This window comes from Clostridium sp. AM34-9AC, from assembly GCF_003480225.1.
Lineage (GTDB): Bacteria > Bacillota > Clostridia > Lachnospirales > Lachnospiraceae > Acetatifactor > Acetatifactor acetigignens.
Genome location: NZ_QUIU01000011.1, coordinates 50718 through 76155, shown reverse-complemented (window position 1 = coordinate 76155; position 25438 = coordinate 50718). Strand labels below are relative to the sequence as shown.

20 protein-coding genes, 1 pseudogene and 1 riboswitch are annotated in these 25438 nt (G+C 45.4%); all 21 genes and pseudogenes read right to left on the bottom strand.

Going from position 1 to position 25438, the window contains the following annotated elements; genetic code table 11:
- Positions 1–84: 84 nt before the first annotated feature.
- Complete coding sequence (gene cbiB, locus DW835_RS08420) at positions 85–1068, bottom strand: adenosylcobinamide-phosphate synthase CbiB (RefSeq protein WP_118730968.1); 984 nt, start codon at positions 1066–1068, stop codon at positions 85–87.
- Positions 1068–1811, bottom strand: a complete 744-nt coding sequence (locus DW835_RS08415) for a histidine phosphatase family protein (RefSeq protein WP_118504645.1) — start codon at positions 1809–1811, stop codon at positions 1068–1070. Before DW835_RS08415 ends, cbiB begins: the two co-directional genes overlap by 1 nt.
- Entirely contained in the window at positions 1784–2257 is a 474-nt protein-coding gene (locus DW835_RS08410) for a bifunctional adenosylcobinamide kinase/adenosylcobinamide-phosphate guanylyltransferase (protein ID WP_118504647.1), read from the bottom strand. Before DW835_RS08410 ends, DW835_RS08415 begins: the two co-directional genes overlap by 28 nt.
- 53 nt (positions 2258–2310) lie before the next feature.
- Positions 2311–3084, bottom strand: a complete 774-nt coding sequence (locus DW835_RS08405; RefSeq protein ID WP_118730967.1) for an adenosylcobinamide-GDP ribazoletransferase — start codon at positions 3082–3084, stop codon at positions 2311–2313.
- The gene (locus tag DW835_RS08400; RefSeq protein ID WP_118730966.1) at positions 3057–3674 is read right to left on the bottom strand and encodes a bifunctional adenosylcobinamide kinase/adenosylcobinamide-phosphate guanylyltransferase; all 618 of its coding nucleotides are present in this window, start codon (positions 3672–3674) and stop codon (positions 3057–3059) included. The genes DW835_RS08405 and DW835_RS08400 overlap by 28 nt, the downstream gene beginning before the upstream one ends.
- Positions 3675–3772: 98 nt before the next feature.
- Positions 3773–4861 (bottom strand): nicotinate-nucleotide--dimethylbenzimidazole phosphoribosyltransferase, encoded by a 1089-nt coding sequence (gene cobT, locus DW835_RS08395; RefSeq protein WP_118730965.1) that lies wholly within the window; start codon positions 4859–4861, stop codon positions 3773–3775.
- On the bottom strand, positions 4830–6410 hold the full coding sequence (locus tag DW835_RS08390) for a cobyric acid synthase (RefSeq protein ID WP_118730964.1): 1581 nt from the start codon (positions 6408–6410) through the stop codon (positions 4830–4832). The genes cobT and DW835_RS08390 overlap by 32 nt, the downstream gene beginning before the upstream one ends.
- A 57-nt stretch (positions 6411–6467) precedes the next feature.
- Positions 6468–7607 (bottom strand): ABC transporter ATP-binding protein, encoded by a 1140-nt coding sequence (locus tag DW835_RS08385; protein ID WP_118730963.1) that lies wholly within the window; start codon positions 7605–7607, stop codon positions 6468–6470.
- Positions 7608–7614: 7 nt separating this feature from the next.
- Positions 7615–8631, bottom strand: coding sequence for an iron ABC transporter permease (locus tag DW835_RS08380; RefSeq protein ID WP_118730962.1), 1017 nt, complete (start codon positions 8629–8631; stop codon positions 7615–7617).
- Positions 8632–8724: 93 nt separating this feature from the next.
- Positions 8725–9945: an ABC transporter substrate-binding protein gene (locus DW835_RS08375; protein ID WP_243037101.1), complete on the bottom strand. Its 1221-nt coding sequence runs from the start codon at positions 9943–9945 to the stop codon at positions 8725–8727.
- Between the two features lie 36 nt (positions 9946–9981).
- Positions 9982–10896, bottom strand: coding sequence for an iron transporter (locus tag DW835_RS08370; protein ID WP_243037100.1), 915 nt, complete (start codon positions 10894–10896; stop codon positions 9982–9984).
- Between the two features lie 61 nt (positions 10897–10957).
- Positions 10958–12199, bottom strand: coding sequence for a sirohydrochlorin cobaltochelatase (locus DW835_RS08365; protein WP_118730983.1), 1242 nt, complete (start codon positions 12197–12199; stop codon positions 10958–10960).
- Positions 12200–12415: 216 nt separating this feature from the next.
- Positions 12416–12611, bottom strand: a riboswitch (cobalamin riboswitch).
- Between the two features lie 88 nt (positions 12612–12699).
- Positions 12700–13356 carry a TetR/AcrR family transcriptional regulator gene (locus DW835_RS08360; RefSeq protein WP_118730960.1) on the bottom strand — a complete coding sequence of 219 codons (657 nt, stop codon included), beginning with the start codon at positions 13354–13356 and terminating at the stop codon, positions 12700–12702.
- 183 nt (positions 13357–13539) lie between these two features.
- On the bottom strand, positions 13540–15030 hold the full coding sequence (locus DW835_RS08355; RefSeq protein ID WP_118730959.1) for an ATP-binding protein: 1491 nt from the start codon (positions 15028–15030) through the stop codon (positions 13540–13542).
- Between the two features lie 53 nt (positions 15031–15083).
- Positions 15084–15434, bottom strand: a complete 351-nt coding sequence (locus DW835_RS18395; RefSeq protein ID WP_022154769.1) for an arsenate reductase family protein — start codon at positions 15432–15434, stop codon at positions 15084–15086.
- A 123-nt stretch (positions 15435–15557) separates the two neighbouring features.
- A pseudogene (locus DW835_RS18390) lies at positions 15558–16061 on the bottom strand (RES family NAD+ phosphorylase); the annotation flags it as partial.
- 666 nt (positions 16062–16727) lie between these two features.
- Complete coding sequence (mcrC, locus tag DW835_RS08345) at positions 16728–17825, bottom strand: 5-methylcytosine-specific restriction endonuclease system specificity protein McrC (protein WP_118730957.1); 1098 nt, start codon at positions 17823–17825, stop codon at positions 16728–16730.
- The gene (locus tag DW835_RS08340; protein WP_118730956.1) at positions 17822–20656 is read right to left on the bottom strand and encodes an AAA family ATPase; all 2835 of its coding nucleotides are present in this window, start codon (positions 20654–20656) and stop codon (positions 17822–17824) included. The genes mcrC and DW835_RS08340 overlap by 4 nt, the downstream gene beginning before the upstream one ends.
- A gap of 17 nt (positions 20657–20673) precedes the next feature.
- Positions 20674–23739, bottom strand: coding sequence for a DEAD/DEAH box helicase family protein (locus tag DW835_RS08335; protein ID WP_118730955.1), 3066 nt, complete (start codon positions 23737–23739; stop codon positions 20674–20676).
- A 5-nt stretch (positions 23740–23744) separates the two neighbouring features.
- The gene (locus DW835_RS08330; RefSeq protein ID WP_118730954.1) at positions 23745–24173 is read right to left on the bottom strand and encodes a hypothetical protein; all 429 of its coding nucleotides are present in this window, start codon (positions 24171–24173) and stop codon (positions 23745–23747) included.
- Positions 24170–25432 carry a restriction endonuclease subunit S gene (locus DW835_RS08325; protein WP_118730953.1) on the bottom strand — a complete coding sequence of 421 codons (1263 nt, stop codon included), beginning with the start codon at positions 25430–25432 and terminating at the stop codon, positions 24170–24172. The genes DW835_RS08330 and DW835_RS08325 overlap by 4 nt, the downstream gene beginning before the upstream one ends.
- Positions 25433–25438: the final 6 nt, after the last annotated feature.

The window sequence follows — 25438 nt, the reverse complement described above, 5'->3', positions numbered from 1 at the left end:
CGGTTCCTGTTACCATAGGACTTTTCATGTCCTCTATCGTCTGCAAATCATCAAAAGCTTTCACACCCGGCCAAACTCTGCTTTTCACACTGCCACCGCAATCAGGATCCCCAGACACAGAATCTCACAGATCCACGCCGTCCGGTTCATCAATCGGTTCGTTCTGCGGATATCCTCCGGTTCCACTGCCCTTGTTGGATCCCCGATATAGGGCTTTTTCACGACCTTGCCAAAATAACTGGCATCTCCCGCCAGCTGGATTCCCAGCGCTCCTGCGCACACGGATTCCGTCTGGGCGGAATTGGGGCTGGCATGCTTTCTGTTGTCTCTGCGCCAGATACGCCATGCCTGCTTTCCGTTATAGCTTTTCCCGCTGATAAAAGCCGTCCCGACCATCAACAGCGCGCTGATCCTCGCCGGGAGAAAATTCATCACATCATCCAGTTTCGCTGCGGCTCTGCCGAAGTGAAGATACTTCTCATTCTTATATCCTACCATAGAATCCATGGTATTGACTGCCTTATATAAAAATCCCAACACCGGGCCTCCCAGTGCAGTATACAGCATGGGGGCAATCACACCGTCGGACGTATTTTCCGCCACGGTCTCGATGGCCGCCTTTGCCACGCCTTCCTCTGTCAGATGTTCCGTGTCCCTCCCTACGATCATGGATACCGCTTTTCTGGCTTCCTCCAGGCTCCCGGTGTTCAATTGTTTCCACACCTTGCTGCTCTCCACCTGAAGACACCTCGCCGCCAGAATCTGGTAGGTCATGACCGCTTCTATGACCACTCCCAGTCCCGGATGCATCGCATAAGCACCGAATAAAATCAGTGCCGACAGCATTCCCGTAAACAGTAAAACGACCACCACCAGAAGGTTTCCCTGTCTGCGCTCCACCCCCTCTCTCTCGGTCGAATTGCCCTGTGGATTGCCTGCTCGCAGTGTCTTTTCTGTCTTCGCTATCAGCCAGCCGATTCCCCGGATGGGATGGGGCAGAAAATAGGGATCTCCAAAGAGCTGATCCAGTAAAAATCCCGCTCCGAATGCCAGAATATGATATTTCATCAATATGTTTCTCCTTTTGTAAATTCCGACAGTGGGCGAAATTCTTTCCACTCCGGGGTTCCTCCGCCTGCCAGGAATACCAGCCTGCCGCTATAACCCTGTCCGCATTTTACCTGATAATTAAAATATTGCTCTCCCAGAAAATGACTGAGCAGTGCCATGATGGTTCCACCGTGGACGACTGCGGATACGCTTTGTATCCCGGCGTCCTGTGCTCCAATTTCATCGCTTCTTTCCAACTCCGTTTTCTCCGATCCTGTATTGTAATCACCCTGCTCAGATGCAGCACTTCTCTCCAAGATCATTTTCATGTAGTATAACATTTTTTCATATCCGGCAACGTTTCTGCGAATGAATTCCTCTCTGCTCTCGCCTTCCGGAAACGGCAGTGTACCGCCGCTGTCGATCCATCTCTGATATGCCGGATCCCCGGAAAGTTCCTGATAATTGTGTCCTTCGAATGCACCGAAATCCATCTCCGTCCACTCCGGTACAAAAATGGGAGTCTGCCCTGGATACAGGATCTGTGCTGTCTCGAGACACCGCTTCATGGGACCGGAAAACAGAAGGTCAGCAGTCGGATAGTTTCCTCCCGTCACAGCTTTTTTCAGCATTCCTATTCCTTCCGGGCTCAATGCTTCATCCGTTTTTCCAAGATAACGTCCTTCTTTATTGGAAAGAGTCGCTCCGTGCCGGATCAGGGTCAGGCGGATCTCTATTTGATTTTCTGGCCGATTCCGCATACGACTCTCACCACCTCATCTGCCTGCGCCGCCAACCCTTCCAGAATTCTGCCGGTGCATTCTCTGTAAGTTCTCTCCTCCGCTTCCATGGGGACGATGCCGTTGCCGATCTCGTCACAGATCAGAATGCAGTCCGGATATTCCTTATAGAAATTCGCTATCATTGCCTCCGGATCTGTTCCCTGTCGCAACTGCTCCCGGATATATCGGTGCAGATGATTGACGATCACCTGCGGTCCAGCCGTCTGCCGCCCTGTAGGCTGCTCTGTCTGCTTTCCAGGCATTGTTTCAACCGCGCTCTCAGTTGCCCATGTTATTTTACTATCCGATGCCAGCCTCAGTGTTCCATCCAGAACCGGCACTTCCTGCCTGTCTTCACGCTGAACGTAATGCTGCTCTACATAATGTAATTTTCCCTGAGCAAAGCCGCCAATAATTAATATCATTTCCCTCTCCCATTTCAAATGTGCTTCTGCGCCACCCTATCCGGCAATACATTTTACACTGTCAGCATCATATGTTCTGCGATTGCTGCCGCAACCACCACGCATCCTTCGCAAAACGTCACAAAATACCCCGCCGTATCTCCGGTGATGCCGCCGAACTCTTTTTTGCTGCGATAGTAATAATACGCAAAGCTAAGCAGGGCTGCTGCCACGGCGAGCCCTCCCGCCACGACAGATATCCACAGCATAAATAAAATGCAAAGGATTCCCTGTCCGTACAAAGTACTTTTTACCACCCTTTTGTGGGCTTTATCCGCAAACAGATACAGTGTCCCCTCCTGCTTTGCCGAAGGGAAACTCACCACTGCGATACCGCTTAATACTCTGGACAGGAAGCATCCGGCTCCCGTCACAGTAAGCATGCGCAGTGTCGTGATCTCCGAGAATCCTCCCAGGAAAATCAGTCCATACAGTGCAAGCATGATCACTGCAAATGCCCCGATATGAGAGTCCTTCAATATCTCCAGTTTCCGGTCTCTTGACTGGTAGGAATGCAGTGCATCACAGGTATCTAAAAAACCGTCCACATGAAAGCCCCCGGTGACCAAAAGCGGTATTGCCGTCCCCACCACAGCATAGCACAGGGTTCCCACCGCGAACCGGTCACAGAACCATTTCCACAGATACCACAAAGCACCGATCACCGCACCCACCCATGGAAAAAAGCAGAGGGCGTACCGCATGTCCTCGTCCTTCCACTGAAACTGTGGCATGGGGATCTTGGAATACATGGAAAACGCTATGAAAAACGATTTGATAATTCGCATGTCTGTTTCCTTTCTATCCCCCGGCTGTCCTGCCGGTTCTGTGCTTTTGCTCCTGGTGAGCCGGGTTTGATCCGCTGTGGGATCCCGGCTATAACTTCCACGACCTCGTCCGCCTCCGCGGCAAGTCGTTCGTTGATCCGCCCCAGTGCCTCGATGTATTCCATCGTAGAATCATCGTAGATCATTCCATCCTCAAATACATTATTGGTTACAATGACGAACGGATCCGCCTGTTTTCTTAATCCTTCCATACCTTGCAGAATCTTTGTGATCACCGTCTGACGATCCACAGGCTGTTCCCCGGAAAACATTTCGTTGGCGGTGAGATTTGACATACATTCCAACAATACCGCTCCTGCCGGTTCCATTTGCAAGACCGCCTGCTCCAACTCCGTAGGCTGTTCGATGGTAGTGAAGCCTTTCCCCTGTCGCAGCCTGTGATGCCTGTCCACCTTTGCCTGCATCTCCGCATCCCGGATCTGCATGGTGGCGATATAATATTTGTTCTTATCACCGGCAGCCCGCAGCAGATAATCTTCCGCATAAGCGGATTTTCCGCTGCCACTGCCGCCCAGGATCAGTGTCATCATGTTGCTTCTCCGTTCGTCTGAATGTTCAGCCCACGCCATTCGCTCACAAAATCATGCAAGCATGATTTTTGCGCCCGGATATGTTCATGGCTGAACTGTTAACGTCTATATTGTTCCACTTTGATTTCTGAGAAGGTAGCGCTCTGTCCATAAATGCTCATTGCCATATCCAGCAGTGTGAACATCATAACGGCTCCGGTTCCTTCTCCCAGTGCCATTCCCGCATGGATCACCGGAGACAGCTGCAAAGCATCTGCCAGCTTCACTGCCGCCGGTTCTTTCCCGAGATGGGAAGGAATCAGATATTCCCGCACACCGGGGAACAGCCGCTCCGCCACCAGGGCCGCTGCCATGCTGATCACGCCATCCAGCACGATGGGCACATGCCACAAAGCTCCGCCGATGCACATACCGGTCAGTCCGGCAATATCCAGCCCTCCGACTGTCTGCAATACCGTGAAGGCATCCGCATGCCACAGATCATAGGTTTCCAGGGCGGTGCGCACCACCTGTTGCTTCCGAGCCAGTCCCTGATCTGTCAGTCCCGCGCCTCTGCCGGTGACTTCCTCTGCCCCACACTGTAATAGGGCGGCTGTCACTGCACTGCTGGTGGTGGTGTTGCCGATTCCCATTTCCCCGGTGGCAAGGATACCGTATCCTTTTTCCTTACACTCCCGTACCAGTCTGGTTCCTGTGGCAATGGCACGGACGGTCTCTTCTTCCGTCATAGCCGGTTCTTTTAAGAAATTTCTTGTTCCGGAGCACACTTTGCAGTTCCATACTCCGGGGATGGATTCCTCACTATTTATCCCGATGTCCACGGGAATGGTCTCGGCACCGATGCTCTGTGCCATCCTGCAGACTGAGGAACCCTTCCTGGCCATGGACTTTGCCACCGCCAGCGTAACCTCCTGCCCGGACTGGGTCACCCCCTCCTCTACAATGCCGTTATCGGCGCAGAAGAGCAGCACACCTTTTTTACGAATATCGATCGCTTCCGTCCCTAAGATGGCTCCGATCTGTGCCGTGATGGTTTCAAAGCTGCCCATGCCGTCCAGCGGCTTTGCCAGAGTGTCCCAATGCTTTTTCACAAGCTTTCTCACTGCTTCGTCCGGCGGCGTGATCCGGATCTGCGCCAATTCCCGTACGGTATAGTTATGAAATACGGGCTTCTCTGAGCATTCCATAGATTTCCTCCATACGCAGATATTCCCGCAGGGTATCTGCCAGCTTATCGTATTGTCTTTCCTTAATAGTGCTGTAATCCTCCCAGACGCCGTCCTCCAGAGAGATGCCTTTTTCCCGGGCCAGGGTCTGTATCATACGACCGGCGATCTCCCCCTTGTCGAACAGACCGTGAATATAGGAACCATAGATTCTGCCGGTGGAGTCACTGACTACATTTTCTGTAATTTTTGTATTCCTCATGGCATCGTCTGCACAGAAAGCGCTCCGATTGCTTTCTGCACTATTTGCCGGTCTGGCTACCTTGTCCATTGTCCCCTTCGCACTGCTGCCGTCCCCGTTACAATACACTGTCTGTCCCATATGGATCTCATACCCCGTGAACTCGCATCCCGTAAGTCCGGAGAAAATACCCTCCACTGCATCCAGAGTTCCATCTGTCTGGCAGCGATGTTTCTCCTTCTGCAGCACTGTCCGTACCGGAAGCAGTTCCATGCCGCGGATCTGTCCGCCTTCCTCTACACTGTCCGGATCCGCGATCTCACAGCCTAACATCTGATAGCCTCCGCAGATTCCGAAAATGGGAACTTTTCCCGCAGCCCGTTTTACCGCTGCCTCCAGTCCGTTCTGCCGCATCCATTTCAGATCTCCCATGGTATTTTTACTGCCGGGGAGAAATATCAGATCCGGCGTTCCCAGCTCTCTTACATTCGTCACATACCGGACACTGACCTCCGGCATCTGCTCAAACACATCAAAATCCGTAAAATTTGAAATTCTGGGATAGTGGATCACAGCCAGATCGATCTTCCCCACATGTTTTGCATCGAAACGGTCCGTCAGACTGTCCTCATCTTCCAGCGTAAGTTCCATATAAGGTACCGTTCCCAGCACCGGCACCTGCCCCCGTTCGGTTAACATCTGAATGCCGGGGTCTAAAATCGTGCTGTCTCCACGGAATTTGTTGATGATCAATCCCTTTACCCGTTCCCGTTCCTCTTCGGTCAGCAGCATCAGGGTTCCCAAAAGCTGTGCGAACACGCCGCCTCTGTCAATGTCTCCCACTAAAAGTACCGGTGCATCCACCATTGCCGCCATTCCCATATTTACGATGTCATTCTGTTTCAGATTGATCTCCGCCGGACTTCCGGCGCCCTCGATGACAATGATATCCGCATAAGTCTCCAGCTTGCGGAAGGCTGCCTTGATATCCGGGATCAGTTCTGTCTTATGGGCAAAATAGTCTCTGGCGGACAGATTTCCCCGTACCTCCCCGTTCACGATGACCTGGGAGCCGGTATGACTGGTAGGCTTTAATAAAATAGGATTCATGCATACCAGCGGTTCGATCCCTGCCGCTTCCGCCTGCATCACCTGTGCCCTGCCCATTTCCAGTCCTTCTTTCGTAATATAGGAATTGAGTGCCATATTCTGTGATTTAAAAGGGGCGACCCGATAACCGTCCTGCCGGAAGATCCGGCATAGGCCCGCCACCAGGAGACTTTTCCCGGCACCGGACATGGTGCCCTGTATCATAATAACTTTTGCCATCGTTTTCTCCATCCCACAGATGCCACCGACATCCCGGGAATTTCGTTTCTCTGTTTTCTAACACCCACGCTGTTGCTCCGGGCTTTCTGACTTTTCTATCTGCTTCCCCAGCTGTTCTGCGTACTCTAAAAGCTCTCTCTGATAAGTCTCCAGACTGCCGAAATTCTCCCGACAGCAGATAACGCGGTTACACTTTTCCAACTGTTTCTTCGCTGCCTGTATTTTTTCCTGTGCCACCGGCTCAAAAGGATGCTCTGCGATCACCTCGGCCGCCAGTGCCTTCGCCACGGGATAATCCAGATCATTTTCATGCAGGATCCCGGTGACAAAGGGGATCCCCGCTCTCTGCAGACGCCGGTAAATTTTCCGTCCGCTTCCGGCTCCGGCGATCACGAAGACCTGCGGTGTTCCTTCCGGCGCCGCCAGCTCCATATCACTGCTGCCCTCATCATAGCTTCCCATCCGGATGCCATAGAGTTCGGTGATATAGCCGGCTGTCATGACTTCCTCCGGCGTTCCGATCCGGTCCACCGCCCTGCCGTTCACACACAGGATTCTATCGGAGATCTTCTCCGCCAGTTCCAACTCATGCAAGGACAGGATCACCGTAAGTTCTCTCTCCCTGCACAGCTTTTGCAGGATTGATAAAAATTCCAGTTTATGCCGCACATCCAGGTAAGAAGTCGGCTCGTCCAGGATCAATATCTCCGGCTCCTGACAAATGGCTCTTGCCAACATCACCCGCTGTCTCTGCCCGTCACTGATCCGGTCAAACAAAGAATCCCCAATCTCTGCCACCTGCACCAGTTCCATGGCGTTTTGCACCGCTGCATGATCTTCTGCCCGCAGCACGCCGAAACGCCCTGTGTAGGGGTATCTTCCGGTGGCCACCACATCCTCGCAGGTCATCAGTTCCCCCCGCAGGCGTTTTGTCATTACCACTGCCATTTTTTTTGACAGTTCTGCCCCGGTGAGCGACTTCATATCTTCTCCGTCCAACCGCACCGTTCCCGCGATCAGGGACAGCTGTCTCGCAATACTTTTTAAGATCGTCGATTTTCCGGCACCGTTAGGTCCCAGTAACGTCAGGATCTCTCCCTTCCTGAGTGCGATCTCCACTTCTTCGATCAGAGGCTTTCCATCGTAACCCACGCTTATTTTTTCCGTTGTAATATAATAAGGCTTCTGCGTCTTCATAGATAAGTTATCCACGCTCCCGTCTGCTTTTGGATACCATGATCCACAATACCACCGGTGCTCCGAAGATTGCCGTCACTGTGCTGATACCAAGCTCTGTGGGTGCCATCCAGGTTCTTGCCAACAGATCACAGAACAGGCAGAACACACTGCCTCCTAAGAAACATGCCGGTATCATGAGTAACGGTTTTGTGGTGCCGAATAATTTCCGGATCAGCTGCGGCACGGCGATCCCCACAAAAGAGATGGGTCCGGCAAATGCCACGATGCATGCCGAAAGTACGCTGGACAACACCACCAGCAGAATCCGCAATGTCCGGATGTTCACTCCCAGATTCTGTGCATACGTCTCACCCAACTGGTAGGCTTCCAGCGGCTTTGCTAACAGGATCACCATAAGGAAAGTCACTGCCACCACGATACTCATCACTTTCACATTGTCCCAGGTCATTCCGGAAAAGCTTCCTCGCGACCAGTTGTGGAGATTCACGATATCCGCGTCCTCCGCAAAAGTCACCACCAGTTCCGTAATGGCAGAACAGATGTAACCGATCATCACGCCGCTGACCACCAGCATGGACATGCTGTCTACCTTTCTCGCCATGAGAAGTACGAATCCCATGGACAACATAGCTCCTAAAAATGCCGCCAGGATCAATAGTCCGGAGCTGACACGGACCGTATTCCCCAGCAAAAATACCATCACCAGTGCCACTACCATCTTCGCCCCGGAAGAAATTCCCAGCACGAAGGGTCCGGCTATGGGATTGTGGAAAAAGGTCTGCAACAGATACCCGGCAAGTGCCAACGCTCCGCCCAGGATCCCCGCCGCCAGTGTCCGGGGAAGACGGATCTCCCACAGAATCCTCGCATTCATGCCTTCTTTGGTTCTTCCCGTAGTCAGTATTTCTGTCAATGGGATCTTCACCGTTCCGATCCCTATATTGCAAAGCAACAGCACGAGAATGCCTGCCGTCAATAGAACAAACGCTATGAGATATCTGATTTTCCTGCGCTGCTGCATGTTTTTCTCCTTCTTTTCCTATTCGTATACCAATCGTATTCTAATCTCATTCTAAGACTCTTATACTTACGCTGTGTTTCTAGGTCCTTCATCTTACTGTAAGAGAAACAGATAACGCAACTTAGCGGTATCATCGTCCGTCAACACCGTATGCATATCCTGCAATAAATACCCGATCGCCATGGACTGCTGGTACATATCGTTGGTGGTGCAATAGACCTGCCCCTCCTGTACCGCCTTGAAGTCTTTTAGAATATTGCATTTGCCGATCAGTTCGTCCAACGTGGTCACGCCACCGTCGATCGAGCTGTTGTAGATCAGAATGTCTGCATCCTTCCCCCCGGCATAGAAATCTTCGACCTGCATGTTCAGTGTGGAGCGTCCGCTTCCGCTGTCCTCAAGATCCTCAAAAATGTATCTTCCTCCTGCCAGTTCGATCAGCTTCGGAATATAATCCGTACTCTGCCGTACCTGGATCAGTCCATTGGAAGTCACATAGAAAAATGCTATGGTCTTCCCTGTTTTTTCCCCGCTTTCTACTTTTTCCAGAATCTCTGTCTGCTCCGCAAAGGCTTCTTCTGCCTCCGCTTCCTTTCCGGTCAGGGCTCCGAAAAATTTGACCCATTCCACTTTTCCCAAAGGATGCTGTTCATAGCTGGAATATTCGATCATCACCGGAATATCAAAGCTTTGAAGCATTTCCACCACCTCCGGCGAGTGCGTGATCATCCGGTTCTCGATCGCCAGATCACAGCCTTCAGACACCAGTAATTCATAATCCGGTTTACTGTATTTTCCGGCATAGATCATATCCCCTGCCGCCATGGCATCCTTTGCTGTCTGAATGTACCAGTTCTCCTGCTTCTGTCCGGAGAACCGGATCTGATCCACAGCATCCACGGATGCGAACATATCCATCACCCCGGATGCCACCAGATATATATTTTGAAGTGGTTCCTGCAAGATACTGACGTCCTCATCCAGTCCCCTTGGCACCGGCTGTCCCTCCGGCACTAACAGATACTGTTTACTGTCGGGAAGCGTTGTCAGCATCTTATAACCATCTTCGTAATAGTCCACAGCGAAATTTTCCGCATATTGCAGCTCCATGCTGCCTGTTTTTACTAATTCTGTCTGTTCTTCCTGCGTGGCCTCTGCTGCCTGGGTAACCTCCGATGGTGCTTCCGACGATGTCTCCGTAGAAGCAGAAGAAGGACTGCCGCAGCCACTAAGCCCCAGCAGTCCCATAAGAAGCAGAACATAGATCCATTTTCTTCTATTTCTTCCTGACCTCAAAGTTTTCATGCCTTTCATAGCCTGCAATATTTGAGCCGCAGGCACCAATGTGTATTACTTGCCGCTCTCTGCACTCTCAAGTGTCTCAGAGTGGAAAGTTACGGTGTATTCCACCTCATGAGGTGTACTCATTGCCACGGTATCACCGATCATGGTAAGGGGTACATCCAGTGCTTCCACCGGCACTTCAAATACGGAATTGCCCTCCGTATTTACCGGCAGATATTTTTCACTGTTTACCAACATATAATCATAGTTCGGGCTGCTCCATTCCAGAATCGCCGTTGCCGCTCCGTCAGCTATCGCAAGCTGTGCGGGGGACTGGATGCTTGCTCTGCCGCTTCCGCCCTCCATGGTCAGTTCGATGGTGTAGCTGCCGTCTTCTACAGTGCTCAGATCAAAAGTGTCTGCGGTGCCCTCCGCTACCGGATCAGATACCTTTACTTTATGATCGTACCATTTTCCCTTGGTACCGATCAGTGCCAGATCGAATTCCTCTCCGATCACGGGTACAGGAACATCGAAGCCGTAGACTTCTTCCGTCATGCCGTCACTGTAAGTTACGGTATCCGTGGTGGGTTCAAGCAGCACTGCACCATCTTTGGCTGCATCTTCCGCCAGACCCGGATAGAGATTCAGAATCTTCTTGGAACCTAAGGAAATGTGAATGGTCATAACACCATCCTTTACCATCAGGGTTCCCTTGCCGTCACAGGCTTCACTGACATGGAACATGGAGCTGTCCGTGGAAAATTCAGCGGTGTAGACACCATCAGGAAGCTGTGCCTTGTCCTGCGCAGTCTCTGTGCTGACAGTTTCCGCCGTTTCCGTGCTCTCTGTCGGTGTTACGGTACTTTCCTGTGCGGCAAATGTGCTTTCTGCAGATGTTGCATCCGCTGCCTGACCTGCTCCACAGCCGCCAAGCAGCAGACAGGCACTCAGTCCGCCCACGATTATGATTTTATTCATTAATGTCTTTGCTTTCATTACTGATTTTAATCCTTATTTTATTTGTAATCTTGATTCTTATTTATTTCTCAGCCATTGCTGCTGCGGTATGTGCCACATACAGATCCTGGATAGCCTTGATCCCGCCAAGACCTGCGATCTGGGTATCCACGCTGTCGAACTTACCGGAAGCATTGAACTGGCTTAACCAGGAATCCTCATCCTCGCCTGCCATATCGTTGTTGGCATGGTCACCTGCTACTACCATCAGGGGACGAAGAACCACTTTGGTGTAACCTGCTTCCGCAACAGCCTTGATGACTTCTTCGCAGGCGGTCTCTTCCGGCTCACCTTCTACAGTTCCGATGAATACGTTAGCATAACCGAGGTCGTTCATCTGGGTCTGCATCTGGCTGTAAGACACCTTTGCGGTGTGGGAAGTTCCGTGACCCATGAATACGAATGCCACGCCATCTTCCTTTGCAGCATCCAGGCTGTCATACCCAGCGGTCTTCACTGCTTCTGCAGTCAGATCTTCCGCTACTGCTTTCTTATCTGCATTGACAACGGTTGCATCGTCTCCCACTTCACCTAACAGGGGCTCAGCGACTTTTACAGATGCAAACTGATCCTTATACGCTTCTACAGCTTCCATCAGCTCGTCATACTCTGCGCCATGCATCAGATGCGTGGGCTGTACTACCAGGTTCTTAACACCGTTTGCCACAGCGCGGTCCAGTGCCTGATCCATGTTGTCGATATGCTCATCATCTCTTGCCTGTATATGGTTGATGATAATCTGTGCGGTAAATGCTCTTCTTACAGACCAGTCGGGATTGGCTGCTGCGATCGCATCCTCGATACCCTTGATATCAGCCACACGGCTGTCGTTAAAGGAAGTGCCGAAGCTTACTACCAGAATCTCGTTCTCACCGATCTCATCCTGATTACGGGGATCATCCTTGGAAGCATCTCCGGTATCTCTGCCGAAATAATCGGGATCTGCATTTTCTCCCTCTACCAGTTCCTTCTGTGCGTCGGTCAGTGCATCCCATGCTGCCTTGGCATCTGCACACTGTTTATCGGTATTCTCAGTTCTCTCCTGCACATAGATGGCATCGATCATTGCTGCTACTTCATCGGCTGCTGCCTGATCTGCATCTTCGGTGCTTTCGGTAGCTGCTGTTTCCGCTGCCTGGGTGGTCTGAGCCTCAGTGCTTACCTGTGCAGTGCTCTCTACGGTCTCCTGGGTATTTCCGCATCCGGTGATGCATACAGCGCCCAGTACGGTTGCCAGTACTACTGCTACGATTCTTCTTTTCATGTTTCCTCCTCTGACAGGTTTTCTGTCTCTTTTGATTTTGGGGCTTGCCCCGGTATTCTTAAATATGTAAGTCAGAAACATGTTTTTCGCAACAAAAACAAAAACCCTTTCCTGTATCAGGTAAAGGGTTTGTACACATAAGAAACGAATGCAAAAAGCTTCTGTCGCTTCTGCATTCCACACGTACAACCAGTTACTCGTGGCTTTGAAACAAATGTTTCTGTACAGCATTCAGGCAGGTCTCCCGGCTTGAAGATCATTGCATCCGCCATCTTCCCGGTCTCCCAGTGATCTATCGGCTTCAGCTCCCTAATTACGGTGACGAGTTCGTGCAGGACTTACACCTGCTTCCCTTTTCACCGGAGCCAGCTACTTACGTGGCTGCTCCGGCACCTGAATACTCCATATTCAATTGTGGCTACTATATCACAGATTTTCTGAAATTGCAATGTCAATCAGTCATCTGTTCCACCGGCTGTCGGGATCAGTATACCTGAAAATTAGAGATTGGCGTCATTCCGGGCATAATTCAGGATCATTTCCTTTAAAAGCAGCAGATCACCTGTATAATCCTTGTTGTCCGTTGCTCCCCAGATAAAACCACCTGCGTAATGGGTACACGCTGCCATCATGGTATGCACCGTCACACGCATGAACTGTTCCTCCGGAATATCCGTGCGGAAGGTCTTGTCCTCTTTTGCCTTCGCATACATCATATGAAGTCTTGTGTTGACGGAATTCAGGGATGCGTGGAAATTCGCCAGTTCCTCCTGCCGCACCGTCTGGTGTGTTATATAATTGTTGAAGTTGTCATTATACTGCAGCAGATCCTTATGGTTCTGATACATGCCGATATAACTGTCCAGCGTAAAAATAAATCTTCCGATGGCCGGAATATCGTGTATCGAAGAGATTGGCCTCGTCTCATCCAGCTTGTCCAGATAAGCCTTCCATTTCGATGCGCAGACCGCAATAGCCAGCTCCGTCTTATTGTTGTAACAGCGGAACAATGTGGCACGTCCCACACCGGCTTCCTTTGCGACTTCATCCATACTGACCGCTTCGATTTTCTTTTCCACAAAAAGCCGGAATGCCGTATCAATGATCCGCTGGTTGCGCTCCTGCTCTTTCTCCATCTGTTTCTCAGATTTTCCCATTTTTCTCTTCCTTTTTCATACATTCTTACTGTTCATTTTATACCACGCCATACAGACTTACTACTGGCAATATCAATCACTCCCATAAAGTGCCTCCGTAAATTATTCTTTCTGTATCGGTCACTCTATCAGTCACCCCAACGGTCACCTTCTTTGTTTTATGAACAACTCTCACGATTTATACTAATTATCATCAGCTAAGCGATATCTTCTATTATTTGTTGTGCCTTCATATTCAAGCCCTGACATTTCTTTCAGTATAGCTCTTGTACGGGCAGGGCTTAATCCAATAGCTTGTGCGATATCCGTTGTCTTAGACAATCCATTTTCCTTCAAATACTTTCTAATCAACTGATAATTCTCTTCTGTTTTTCTATGTTTATTTTGTTCGCTTGTTTTGTTCGCTTGTTTTGTTCGCTTGTTTTGTTCGCTTGTTTTGTTCGCTTGTTTCTTAAATTCAAGCGATAAACGAGTCCTGTCAGGATTATAACTTTCTTCCACCACAGGCATTGGCCAGCCTTCATTCTCCCAAACCTGATAAATATCTGGAATACCACTACCGGCTCTTTCACCAATACCAATCATATTAAACATCTTCATTAGTGTTTTATTTCTAGGATCTGAAATACCACCACGAAGCATCTGCTTTTTACCAGTGCGAATGCTACCAGGATTCTCGATAACCAACTTGTCATCTTCCTTCTTAATCACTACACCGCAAGGCAAGAAATAATCTGTATTAACCAAACAATTAACTAAAGCCTCCCGAACTGCCTTATGAACTGGAGTATCATCCACCCTCGTAATACCTTCAAGCTTAAAAGGCTTCTTAATATCCTTTGCAATTTTGCTATTTACTCTAAAGAAGAAATCAAATACATTACCGCTCCAATCACCGGAGCTAGACTGCAAGCGATCTGTCCAACGTATTGTTGGGTCCAGCATCTCTCTATAATCTAGGAAATACTCTGGAAATTCTCTTACGATATGATATTCTTCACCGAACATAAGCAACCCAGCTGTAGTAGGATGTAATTTACCATCCTCACCAAATCCTGCTGCACCTATTCTCTCTAAATACTCATCATCTGGTAAATTATTAAATACGTGCTCTGGACGATAGCTCTTATGATGATTTCTGAATCCCTTCAAGGACTCTGTATCAATTGCAGAAATATCAAACTGTTCTACAATCTTCATATCCTCTGTCTCATCCGCAGCATCACGGAGCATACCTTTAATTTCTGCCTTTGAGCAATGATAGTCGCCTTCCCAATCTCTACGATAGCAGCCACCAAATAAATCGTTATTAATATAAACAGGCTTCTGATCACGTTTAGCTCTTGGTACATAAATAACCAGAATGGTATCGCCATTAACCTCGTAGGACTCCACATTTTTATCCGATAGCAAATTAATGCTTACCTTCTTAGTATCATGAATTGTATTCCAAAAGTTTCTCTTAAGTTTATCCGCATTCTTAAGTCCAGTAGTATACCAAGTTCCATCCTGCCGCTCTCCAACGCCAAGAATAATAACACCACCATTAGAATTGGCAAATGAGGAATACGACTCCCATAATGCTATAGGCAATCCACCTTCTGCCTTTTTCACTTCTCGGCAGTTATCTTCTTTATATTTATCAAAGTTCGATAAATCAAACAAATCTGACATATGAGATTCTCAGCTCCTTTCCTCCATATACATAAACGAATTCTCAAAAATTATCAATTCAATTTTTCAGCCCATTCTGCTTCCTTGAAGCCAACAAGCACAGTATCTCCATTTACAACAAGTGGACGCTTTACCAACATTCCATTTGTAGCAAGTAACTGAATCTGTTCCTCTTCACTCATTGTAGGCAGCTTGTCCTTAAGCTGCATTTCTTTATAAAGAAGCCCGCTAGTATTAAAGAACTTCTTAAGGGTCAGTCCACTCTTCCCATACCATTCCTTTAATTCGTCATAAGTAGGATTCACCTCTACAATATGGCGCTCAGTATATTTTATATTATGCTCATCCAGCCATTTTTTAGCCTTTTGACAGGTTGAACATTTGGGGTAACATATAAATAACATTTGTGATTGCTCCTTATCTTCATTTTCCATTGGCATAACTTGGCTAATATCTATATCTAGTGTATTAACAGTATACACTTTTGAACCTGTAATATCATAAACTCTTGTTTTCGCATCAACATCAAAAAGCAACACATTTGTACCAGTTGCTGATACTGCACTTTTAAACTTAATTCCATCAAAACCAAGTCTTTTAATATATTCACAGAGAAATTGTGTCGGTGCATACTCTATTTGATCTCCAAAATTAGGCTTAGAAAACTCTTCAGAAATTCTATGTAAGTCCGCAACTATAGAATACTCATCCTCCTTTATTTTTTCGGGCGAATATGTAAAATCAAATATCTTAGCATCTCTGATGATTTCTATAGTGGCTATGTTATACATTTTCTGCATCTGTGGCCGCATTTCCAATATTGCCGTTTTAATATCTTTTGCAGTATATAAATAGCTTATTCCTTTTGGATTAGCTCTCCCCTCTTTTGCATAAGCATTCGGCGGAGCATCAGAATTACTTTTATCAAAACCATAGAAGTCCTTTTTATTATTCAACAGATTATCTATTTTTTCTGTAATTCTTCTCCTCTTTTCCTCATCACCACATAGGTAAATGGACGCAATATTCATTGCTGATTCATTAAAAATGTCAGTAGCATCAAATTCTAAATTAGAAAACTCATCCTTCATTATCTCAGAAAGAGCTATTACCATATCATTTTTAAAGAAATCTTGTTCGGTATAATCTCGTGCACGATACAAAATATCACCTTTTGATATAGTACACGTTGCTTTTTCTGCGATATCAGATATCTTTTTTAGCAATTCACTTTCTGGAAAAAATCTGTTTTTTGTCTTTACTTCTTCTGCAAAACTTTCCCATAACTTTTGCGTATTGTAATCAATATACATCAATAGGATAAACAGCATAATAAACCAATACGTTGTTTCATCATCAAAATCCTTAAACGCTTCGATATTTTTATATTTGGATGCAAATTCTATCATTTCTTCTTTCGTAACAGATGCTTGTTCACTTATTGAATCATTTTTTGTTTTATTAATACTTTTCATTTTAAGCTAGTCTCCTACAATCCGAATTAGACTATCAATTACTATCGTGATGAAAAAATTTTTAATATTGTTTCATCATCATTTTCCATTGTTTCATCGGAATAATAACAAAAACTGATACTCTCATCGTTACTAAAATTGGTATATAAGGATGGTCTTAACAGTTTGGTTTTATCAGCATTAAATTCGCTTCTATGCCCATTATTAGGATTTCTTCGAACTTTAATTACAATATATTTTACTTGGATCCTTCGAATCACTCTTACTCAAATCAAAGTGTGTTTCTGCAATGGTATTCAGTTGCTTAGCAATATCCGAAAAAGGCTTATTCAAATCTAATGTCCTGACCGAAATCTGGTTACCATGCATTTGATACACATTATCCGGTTGAATTTCCTCATCCGTTTTCGCATACAGCAGCATTCCGGAAACCTTGTGATCTTCATCTCCAAATTCATAATCGCGATTCTTCACATACGTGAATATTTGGTACATATTGTTCGAATGGAGCGTGTGTTTTTCATACTGCGTTTGAGTTGTGTGACTATAATATTTCGCATCAATAATCAGTACGGTATTATCTTTTTGCAGATGAATATCACTCTGCATTACCGGCAGCATCGTTCTGATTCCATCGTCCACAGACCAAGGTATCTGAGATGCACTGACTGACAGCTCAGGAAAATGCTTACTGTAATATTCAAGAATAAATTTCTCGTACAGCCTACACATACGTTGCTCATCCACAAAGGATGCAAGCCTATACTCTCCAGCATCTGTTGTAATAAGCATACCCTCAATTATCAGCTGACAAATGCTTATAAGCATCCGGTAGGTCTGATTGTTTCTCTGAAATCTGATGGATGACCATCGTATGGAGGTTGGTTCAATTAGATCAACGTTAGAAAAGAATAACATCTTCTTTTTCAGATCATCCCTGTACTCCGCCTTAACCTTTGCATTTCGCAGTAACAACATAACCGCCGTCTTGATTATTTGATTAAGAAGATTATTCTCAGACAACTCATCATAATCACATGTCAGTAGCTGCTTACGTGCCAGTCGATTCTTAATTGTTCCCGGCAGGTTAATCTTCCCGCGCATTACCGGAAGCTCCTCCTGACGGTTTATGTACTCCCGGTAGAGACCTTGTTTCAGCTGAATTCCAATTCCCTTCGCGAGAATCGCAGCCAATAGATCATACATCTCATCAAACGATTCAGCTGCTACATCACCATAGTTTTCCTGATTCAATGTTTGAAAAGCATAGGACAGCATATAATATATATTTTTGATGAATATGCTCTTATCTTTCGTCATTGAAATACACCGTGCAAGATATTCTCCCACCGCTGTAACTTTGAACTTTCGTCAAACCAGTATTCACTGAGCATCGGTAAAATATCAAAATCAACAACGTCCTTCATCCATTCTTCTGCGCAGTCATTCGCATTACAGAAATAGCTATGCCCTATGCAGAAGCCTTTACCCAGAGCCTTATCCTGAGCTATTTCCTTGTTGAGTTCCTTAATACGCTCAATGAGAGTGTTGAATGTTTCATTTGCAAAGCTATTCTGATAATTGATAAATCCTTCCGAATCAAAGCCTGGTTCCATATCGAAAAAGCTGAATCTACGTCTTAATGCATAATCAATCATTGCCAGACTTCGGTCTGCGGTATTCATCATTCCGATAATATGTAATCTCTTAGGTACTGAAAAGCTCAGGCCATTATAAGCCAGCGTTGCTTTTTTATCTCGATAGTCTGCCTCTATCAGCATCAGCAGTTCTCCGAAAATCTTGCTCATGTTTCCACGGTTGATCTCATCTATGATGAAGAAATAGTCTTTATCTGGATGGTTTGCAGCCTTCTGACAAAAGCGATAGAAAATACCATATTTTAGCTCAAATCCATTTTCCACAGGCTTATAGCCCATCATGAAATCTTCGTAAGAGTAATTCTGATGAAACTGAACAAATTCGATACGATCGTCATCTACTTCGCCCATCACCGAATAGGCTAATCTTTTTGCTGCAAATGTCTTTCCAACTCCTGGCGCTCCTTGCAGAATAATGTTCTTTTTCTTTTTCAGAACCGCTGCAAGCCTATCGTATTTGGCTTCTGTCATATAGACTTCTCTTAAAAAATCTGTTTTCGTATATTCGGTATTGCCTTTCCCTGAAGGAGCCGGATTTTCCTCTCGGATCATGTCGATGATAAAATCATATTCTCCGCGTGTAAGCTTAAACAAGCTGCCCTGTGTCATAGAGAAATATTCCATTTTCTCAAGCTCTGAGCATTCTTTCAACGTCGAAAAATCAATAGGAGAGGAAAGGCCTTCTACTTTCTCAAAATAGATTTTCTGCCCATCTTGCTCCGCACTAACGCGCAGAATTGCAACGATCTGCTTTACTGGTGTCGATTCATAACCAATTACCATATCGCCAGCCTTAGCATCTAAAAAGTTCTGAAAAATCCTTCGTTTATTTCCATTATCGTTATAAAGGGTATAGTCCTGAACCTCACCAATTGGCATACTGGACATACTCCATATTTTAGGATTTGCATTTAGAAACCAGTAGTGCAACCCTGATGCATCGTTCTTCAGAAGTTCTTCTTTTGTAATGTTGAAATATGGTTTTAAGATGTAGTCTTCAAAGAGCTGCGTTTCACTTTTGGGAACAACAATGCAAGTCGAGTTTTCGTTTGGCGTCCACCACTTTTTATTTCCAGAATAGGCACTTGTATCACGAGACTCCGTAATAACCGTATAGCTTCTCTCATACCAGCCATCCTGCTTTTCTGGATTTTCATTTACTTCATCCGAATCAATACGTCCTAAAAGCCGTATGCTGTTTCCGCGGCACAAATAGAAGAAATCGCCTTTCTTCATTGTAGCCATAAAATCTTCGCCCTGAGATACTTTTGATTTACCCTTTGCAGCTGTATCCTTATGTACCACAATTACTTGTCTTTTTTCAAATGCTGCTGCCTCTACATCAGAAATACAGTCATTACCATGGCTTATCTTCCAGAAATTAGGCTCTAAATTTGCATACAAATTCACCTTAGACAAATCAACTCGTCCAAGAGCTTCTGCAAGCTCATCTCTAAGCTTCCAAACATAAGATCCTTCTTCATCCTTCTTGGCAGCCTTGCCAACATAAAGAACTGACCACCATTTACTTTCATCGTTGTCCCGCGACATTATTGGGCAGTTTGTTTTATTTACAATCCTTCTGGCCAACGCTGATGATCCTGAATTATAGAAATTCTTACTTTCCCCATATTTTATCGCAAGTTGAGTACAGGTAGCCTTCCCTCCATAATCAAGAATGCGCTTCATTATTTCAAGGCTACTGTCTGTAAATATATCCGCATCATTAAGCAATACTTCCCAATCATCGACTGATAATGCAGGAGTATAATCTGTCGGCCACCATTCATCTGATGTCGGTGCAGATTCATCTTTATTCAGGTATCGACTTATAAAGAATCCAACATCAATTGTCAGTGTTTTTAATTCTGGATCTGGATAGCATGTTCCCGTTATTTGTGATGCAAGCATATTTTTGAGTTCTTCATCTTGATTCAACTCGTCACAGATTTCATTATAAAAAGCAAAGAAATTACGAATGTTATCTGCATACGCGCCCTTTTTGAACGTATAATCACTTTCCAGCTCATTGGAAACTGCCTTGATCTCTGTAAGTTTATAAATGTAATACTTATCCGGATAACGCAACCATAAATAGGTGCATATCGCATTCTCATACTGATAATGCTGTGCCGCGCCATTGCCATATCTTTCAAGAAGGCTATTCGATTTCTGCTTGAAGGAGTCGATACGTTCATACACATCTTTGCCTTCATCAAAGAGCTCGATGAACATTGCTCTGACTTCTTCCTGTGCTATCTCCGCAAACTTGATAATCATTTTGGCCGGAAAGTTATTTACTGAAGCCAGCAGATTGCCTGTCTGCGACAATGCCTTTGTAAGCATTGCCGCAAAATCATCCGCATTAACATCCCAGTTCACCTGAAAGCATTTCACAGCTTCCCACTTATATTTTTCGTCCGGCCACTGTGTCTGTATAAATCGTTTCTTGTATTCAACAAGCGCTGACTTTAGTCGCATTTTATTGAACATTACAAATCACCACCTTATCATTTTGCATTACGAAGACTCTTGTATATCTCATCTGAGAAAATACCAAGAACCTGCCGCTTCATCTCATCATTGGAGAGAAGCATGGAGAAAAAGTCCTGATTCTGTGACAATCCCTCAATCAAAGCGTCATCAATATCATCAAAATAGGAAAACTCAAAATCCTGCTGCGTATTATTACGTGCGCTGGTCTTCAGTTTGTCTGACTTCATCAGAATATCTCGAATCTGCAGCATGGCTTTGACCACCACATCGTTGTCATAATTCTTACCGGTACGGCTGTTAATTTCATCGATGATCTCAGATAGTCTCTTTTCCTTGTCTTCTGTCAACCCAAAATGCTCTGCTGTTGGAAGCTTCATAACCGGATCGGCAACGAGATCAGCCGACTTATGCTCTTCGCCCTTCTTCTGTACGAAATTAGTAGCCTTAATCTTTCCATCCAGATTAAAACCGCCGCCTGGATGTTTGATGTTAATATAAGCCAGCAGATAAGACACAAAGTTATATTTCTTATGTAAATCAGTATCTTCAAAGCTGGACACCTGCAGCAGAAATTCATAGAAGCGGACAAAACTTCTCATATCAGCTACGCACTGGCGCTGCGTATTGTATTCATAATGTTCAATCAGCTTCTTGCTCTTCTGAAGGAAAAAGGTTAATCGCTGTTTCTGCTTACCATTCACTTTGTCGGCATACAGGATATCGTTAGCTGCTTCGATATCCGCAGGATCTAATATGCCATAAGCATCAATCTTAGCTTCCAGATCATATACCGCACTCGGTGTTACAGAATTGGCCAGTAATGTCGTCGTATAATATGGTGCGAAAGCAGACTTGATATCTTCATAGCTATTTACAAAATCCAGCACGAACGTCTTTTTATCATAAGGTGCACAGATACGGTTTAACCGGGATAATGTCTGTACCGCATTAACACCTTTCAGTTTTTTCAGAACATACATGGCACAGAGTTTCGGCTGGTCAAATCCGGTCTGATATTTATTTGCTACCAGGAGAACCTGATATTTATCCGTATCAAATTCCTTTGTAAGACGATCCTCCGGAAATCCATTCAAAGAGCTTTCCGTATACTCCTGCTCATCATCCGGAAGCTTTACTTTTCCAGAGAAAGCCACCAATGCATGAATGCCCTCGTATCCTTTCTTCGCAATGTAATCTTCAAATGCCTGACGATACTTCACTGCACTCTGGCGAGAAGCGGTAATCACCATTGCCTTAGCCTGACCGCCTAATTCCTGCATGACCGTGGTGCGGAAATGTTCTACAATCACTTCCACACGCTGCGCAATATTGGTATCATGCAATTCTATGAAACGTGCGATCTGGCGTTTCGCATCATTGGTTTTACAGCGCGGATCATCCTCAATTTCTTTGTTAATCTGATAGAAAGTTGAATACTCCGTATAATTCTGCAGTACATCCAGGATAAATCCCTCTTCAATGGCCTGCTTCATGGAATATACATGAAATGCTTCCTTCTGGCCCTTTGTGTTCTGATGTCCAAAAAGCTGAATAGTGGTAGGCTTCGGTGTTGCTGTAAAAGCAAACATTGATACATTGGCCTGCTTACCATTCCGCTTGATTTCGCTGGAAATCATATCTTCCACATCCGCTTCCGTATCTTCTCCGGATCCAAGCGTCATCGTGATGGCAGCCATATCTTTACCGGCTGTCGAAGAATGCGCCTCGTCAATGATGACGGCAAACCGCTTGTTCTTCAAATTAGCTACACTATCAACGATATATGGGAATTTCTGAATCGTTGTTGCAATAATCTTTGTATTGCCATTCAACGCAATCGCCAGGTCCGCGGACACACACTTATCATCCATCACACGGATGAGTCCTGCCTTGTGTTCCATACCCATGATGGCTTTCTGCAGCTGCCTATCTACAACAACTCGGTCTGTAACAATCACAACATTGTCAAAGATAATCTTGTTGTTAGCATCATGCAGTGAAGTTAACCGGTGCGCCAGCCACGCAATAGAGTTGGTCTTTCCGGATCCTGCACTATGCTGAATCAGATAATTCTGTGCGGTACCATTCTCACGCACATCTGCCAGTATCTTACGTATAACATCCAGCTGGTGATAACGTGGAAAAATCAGATTTTCCGAGCGCTTCACTTTTCCGGTTTCTTCATCGACCTTTTCTTTTACTTCCACAAAGATAAACTTGCTGATCAGATCGAGAATCGTATCCTTGGTAAGGATATCCTCCCACATATAGGACACACTGTATTTATCTTTAAATGCCGGATTTCCAGCTCCTGCAGTGACGCCGTGACCATTACCCATATTAAAAGGCAAGAAGAATGTAGCCTGACCATCAAGCTTTGTGGTCATATATACTTCTTCTAAATCCATAGCAAAATTCACAAGAGTTCCCGCTTTGAACCGGAAAAGTCTTGTCTTTGGATTTCGGTCAGTACGGAACTGATAGATGGCATCCTGATAAGACTGACCTGCCGCATTACATTTCAGCTCAAAAGCCATAATCGCCAGACCATTCAGGAAAATAACCACATCGATTCTTTCCTTGTCGCTGGCCCAGACCTCCTCCATCACAGAGAAAATATTCTGGCTGTATTTCTTCGTCAATTCCGGATTAAAGGTAGTCGCAGGCTTCGTATACATGAGCTCAATCTTCTGATTTGAAAGCTCAATGCCATGTTTCAGCACTTCAATCAGGCTGCCTCGTGTTTTCGTAGTCTCCGCATTGATGAAGCTGACAATCGTCTCTTCCAGATCGTCTTTGTAAATTTTACGCAGATAATCCATTGTATCAGGCTGTGTATCGTTCAAGAATTTTAAGAGCATCTCACGATCCACGGCATAATAGCGGTCAAAATTTGCAGCCTTACGAACCACAAAACCATTGTCCTTCTCCAAACGCTCTAACAAGAACTTCTGGTATTCCTTTTCTGAAACAATAGATGTCTGATGAATCAGGCGCTTGCGATATTCTGTGGCTCTTTTTGCAGTACCGTCAGTATCCTGCTGTTCCACATGAAGCTCAAGTATATTTTTATCATCCATTCGCTTTAAGCCTCCTCTCTGATCCATCTGCCGGTTTTCAAATCGATAAACTCATTCAACTTGATTTTTCCTTCAAAATCCGCCCCATATTCACCGGCACGAGTCTGGTCATCAAACTTGAAGCTGTTGTTATAGTATCTACCGGTCTTAGTTTTCCTAATCAGCTCATTGTCCATCATAAACTGAATCACACGCTTATGATTCTCAATATCATCACCATTCAGGTAAAAGCAAATCACTCCCGTCGGAGCAAGCTGCACTTCCATGTCGGTACACTTGCACTCATAGCATACGTGCTCCGTAATGGCCTTCTCGCATATCCGCTGTGCAAATGACTGATCTTCAAAAAAGTACATCCACTTGCCGCATTTGTGCTTTTCGAGCTTGGTCTCTTCACCGGAAAGATACCAGTACCATCCACCTTGTCTGATCATATAGATGGCACCTCCTTCTTTCCTGTTACGTATTCATAGATCAGGGATTTTTTGTATTCTGCAAGTATTTCTAACTGGTTATTCTTACTTTTCAATATTTCATCAATTTTTCTAACCTTTTCATCAAGGTATTCCGATATCTGTTTTTGCTCATCTAGTGGAATAATAAAAAGCGGAACCTGGGCAAAATTAGCATATCGCATTGCTTGTCCATCTCGAACAAGATTAGAAGTACTTTGAATGGCATTTATATATTTGCTTGACTTAAAAAACCAGCGATAAAATGGTGGATATACGTATTCGTTATTTGGAATCAGCATTACATAGGCGGAACTAATACTTCCTCTTCTTTCACTATACTCAAGTCCTCCCTGAAAGCTCCTCATACTAATCACAAAATCGTTAGGTTCTACATGCTTTAATATGCTGAAATCCTTCATGACTGTCACAATTTTTGTACCAGTAAGCTCCATATACTCATCTTGATAAATAACCCCATATTCTTGGCTTGCTGTTAGCTGCTTATCTCCTGGGTAAGCTCTATCTAAGCGTTGAGTGAATAGTGCTTTAGGATTTGCATATTTCCAATGTATCGGAATTAGTGGGCACCACGGTGTTCCGCTATCCTTCATCTCCACATCTGGATTCAGCCCCCTGGTTACTGCTTCAGTAATTACGGAACGCTTATATTGCTCTAGTATGTCAATCTGTGTTTGAATATCCGCTGAGAGAGCGTCAATCTCAGAACACTTGGCATCAAGAAAATCAGCAATCTTCTTTTGCTCTTGAACAGGTGGAACAATCACTGAAATTGCTCCAAGTTGATCTTCTGTCAGTGAATGCCTAAGATTTTTAGCTAAATGCAACAACGTTTTATCGTTATCAAGCATCGTATAGTAATAGCAATAATATTCTGCATTCCCCATATCATTGAGCTCAAACTGACTATACGCTGGGCTTGATAATCCCACCTGCTTTATCAAGCCTATACAGCGCGGTGTGACATCGATATCAAACAAACACATCAACAAATTTCCTGGTTCTAATCGCTGATAGCCATCAAACGACGTTGGCATCTTTCCGCCTGCATCTAAATCTCGGACTATAACTCCCTTCATTGTTAAAGAGAGAATATCTTCTCCCTTATATACCGGGCAAATAACTTTCTTCTTTTTCATGAGATACTTGTTAGGCATCACATTCCATGAGGAAGGTATTTTACCAATCCACTTCAATCCGCTGTCCTTCATCTCTCGCATATCATC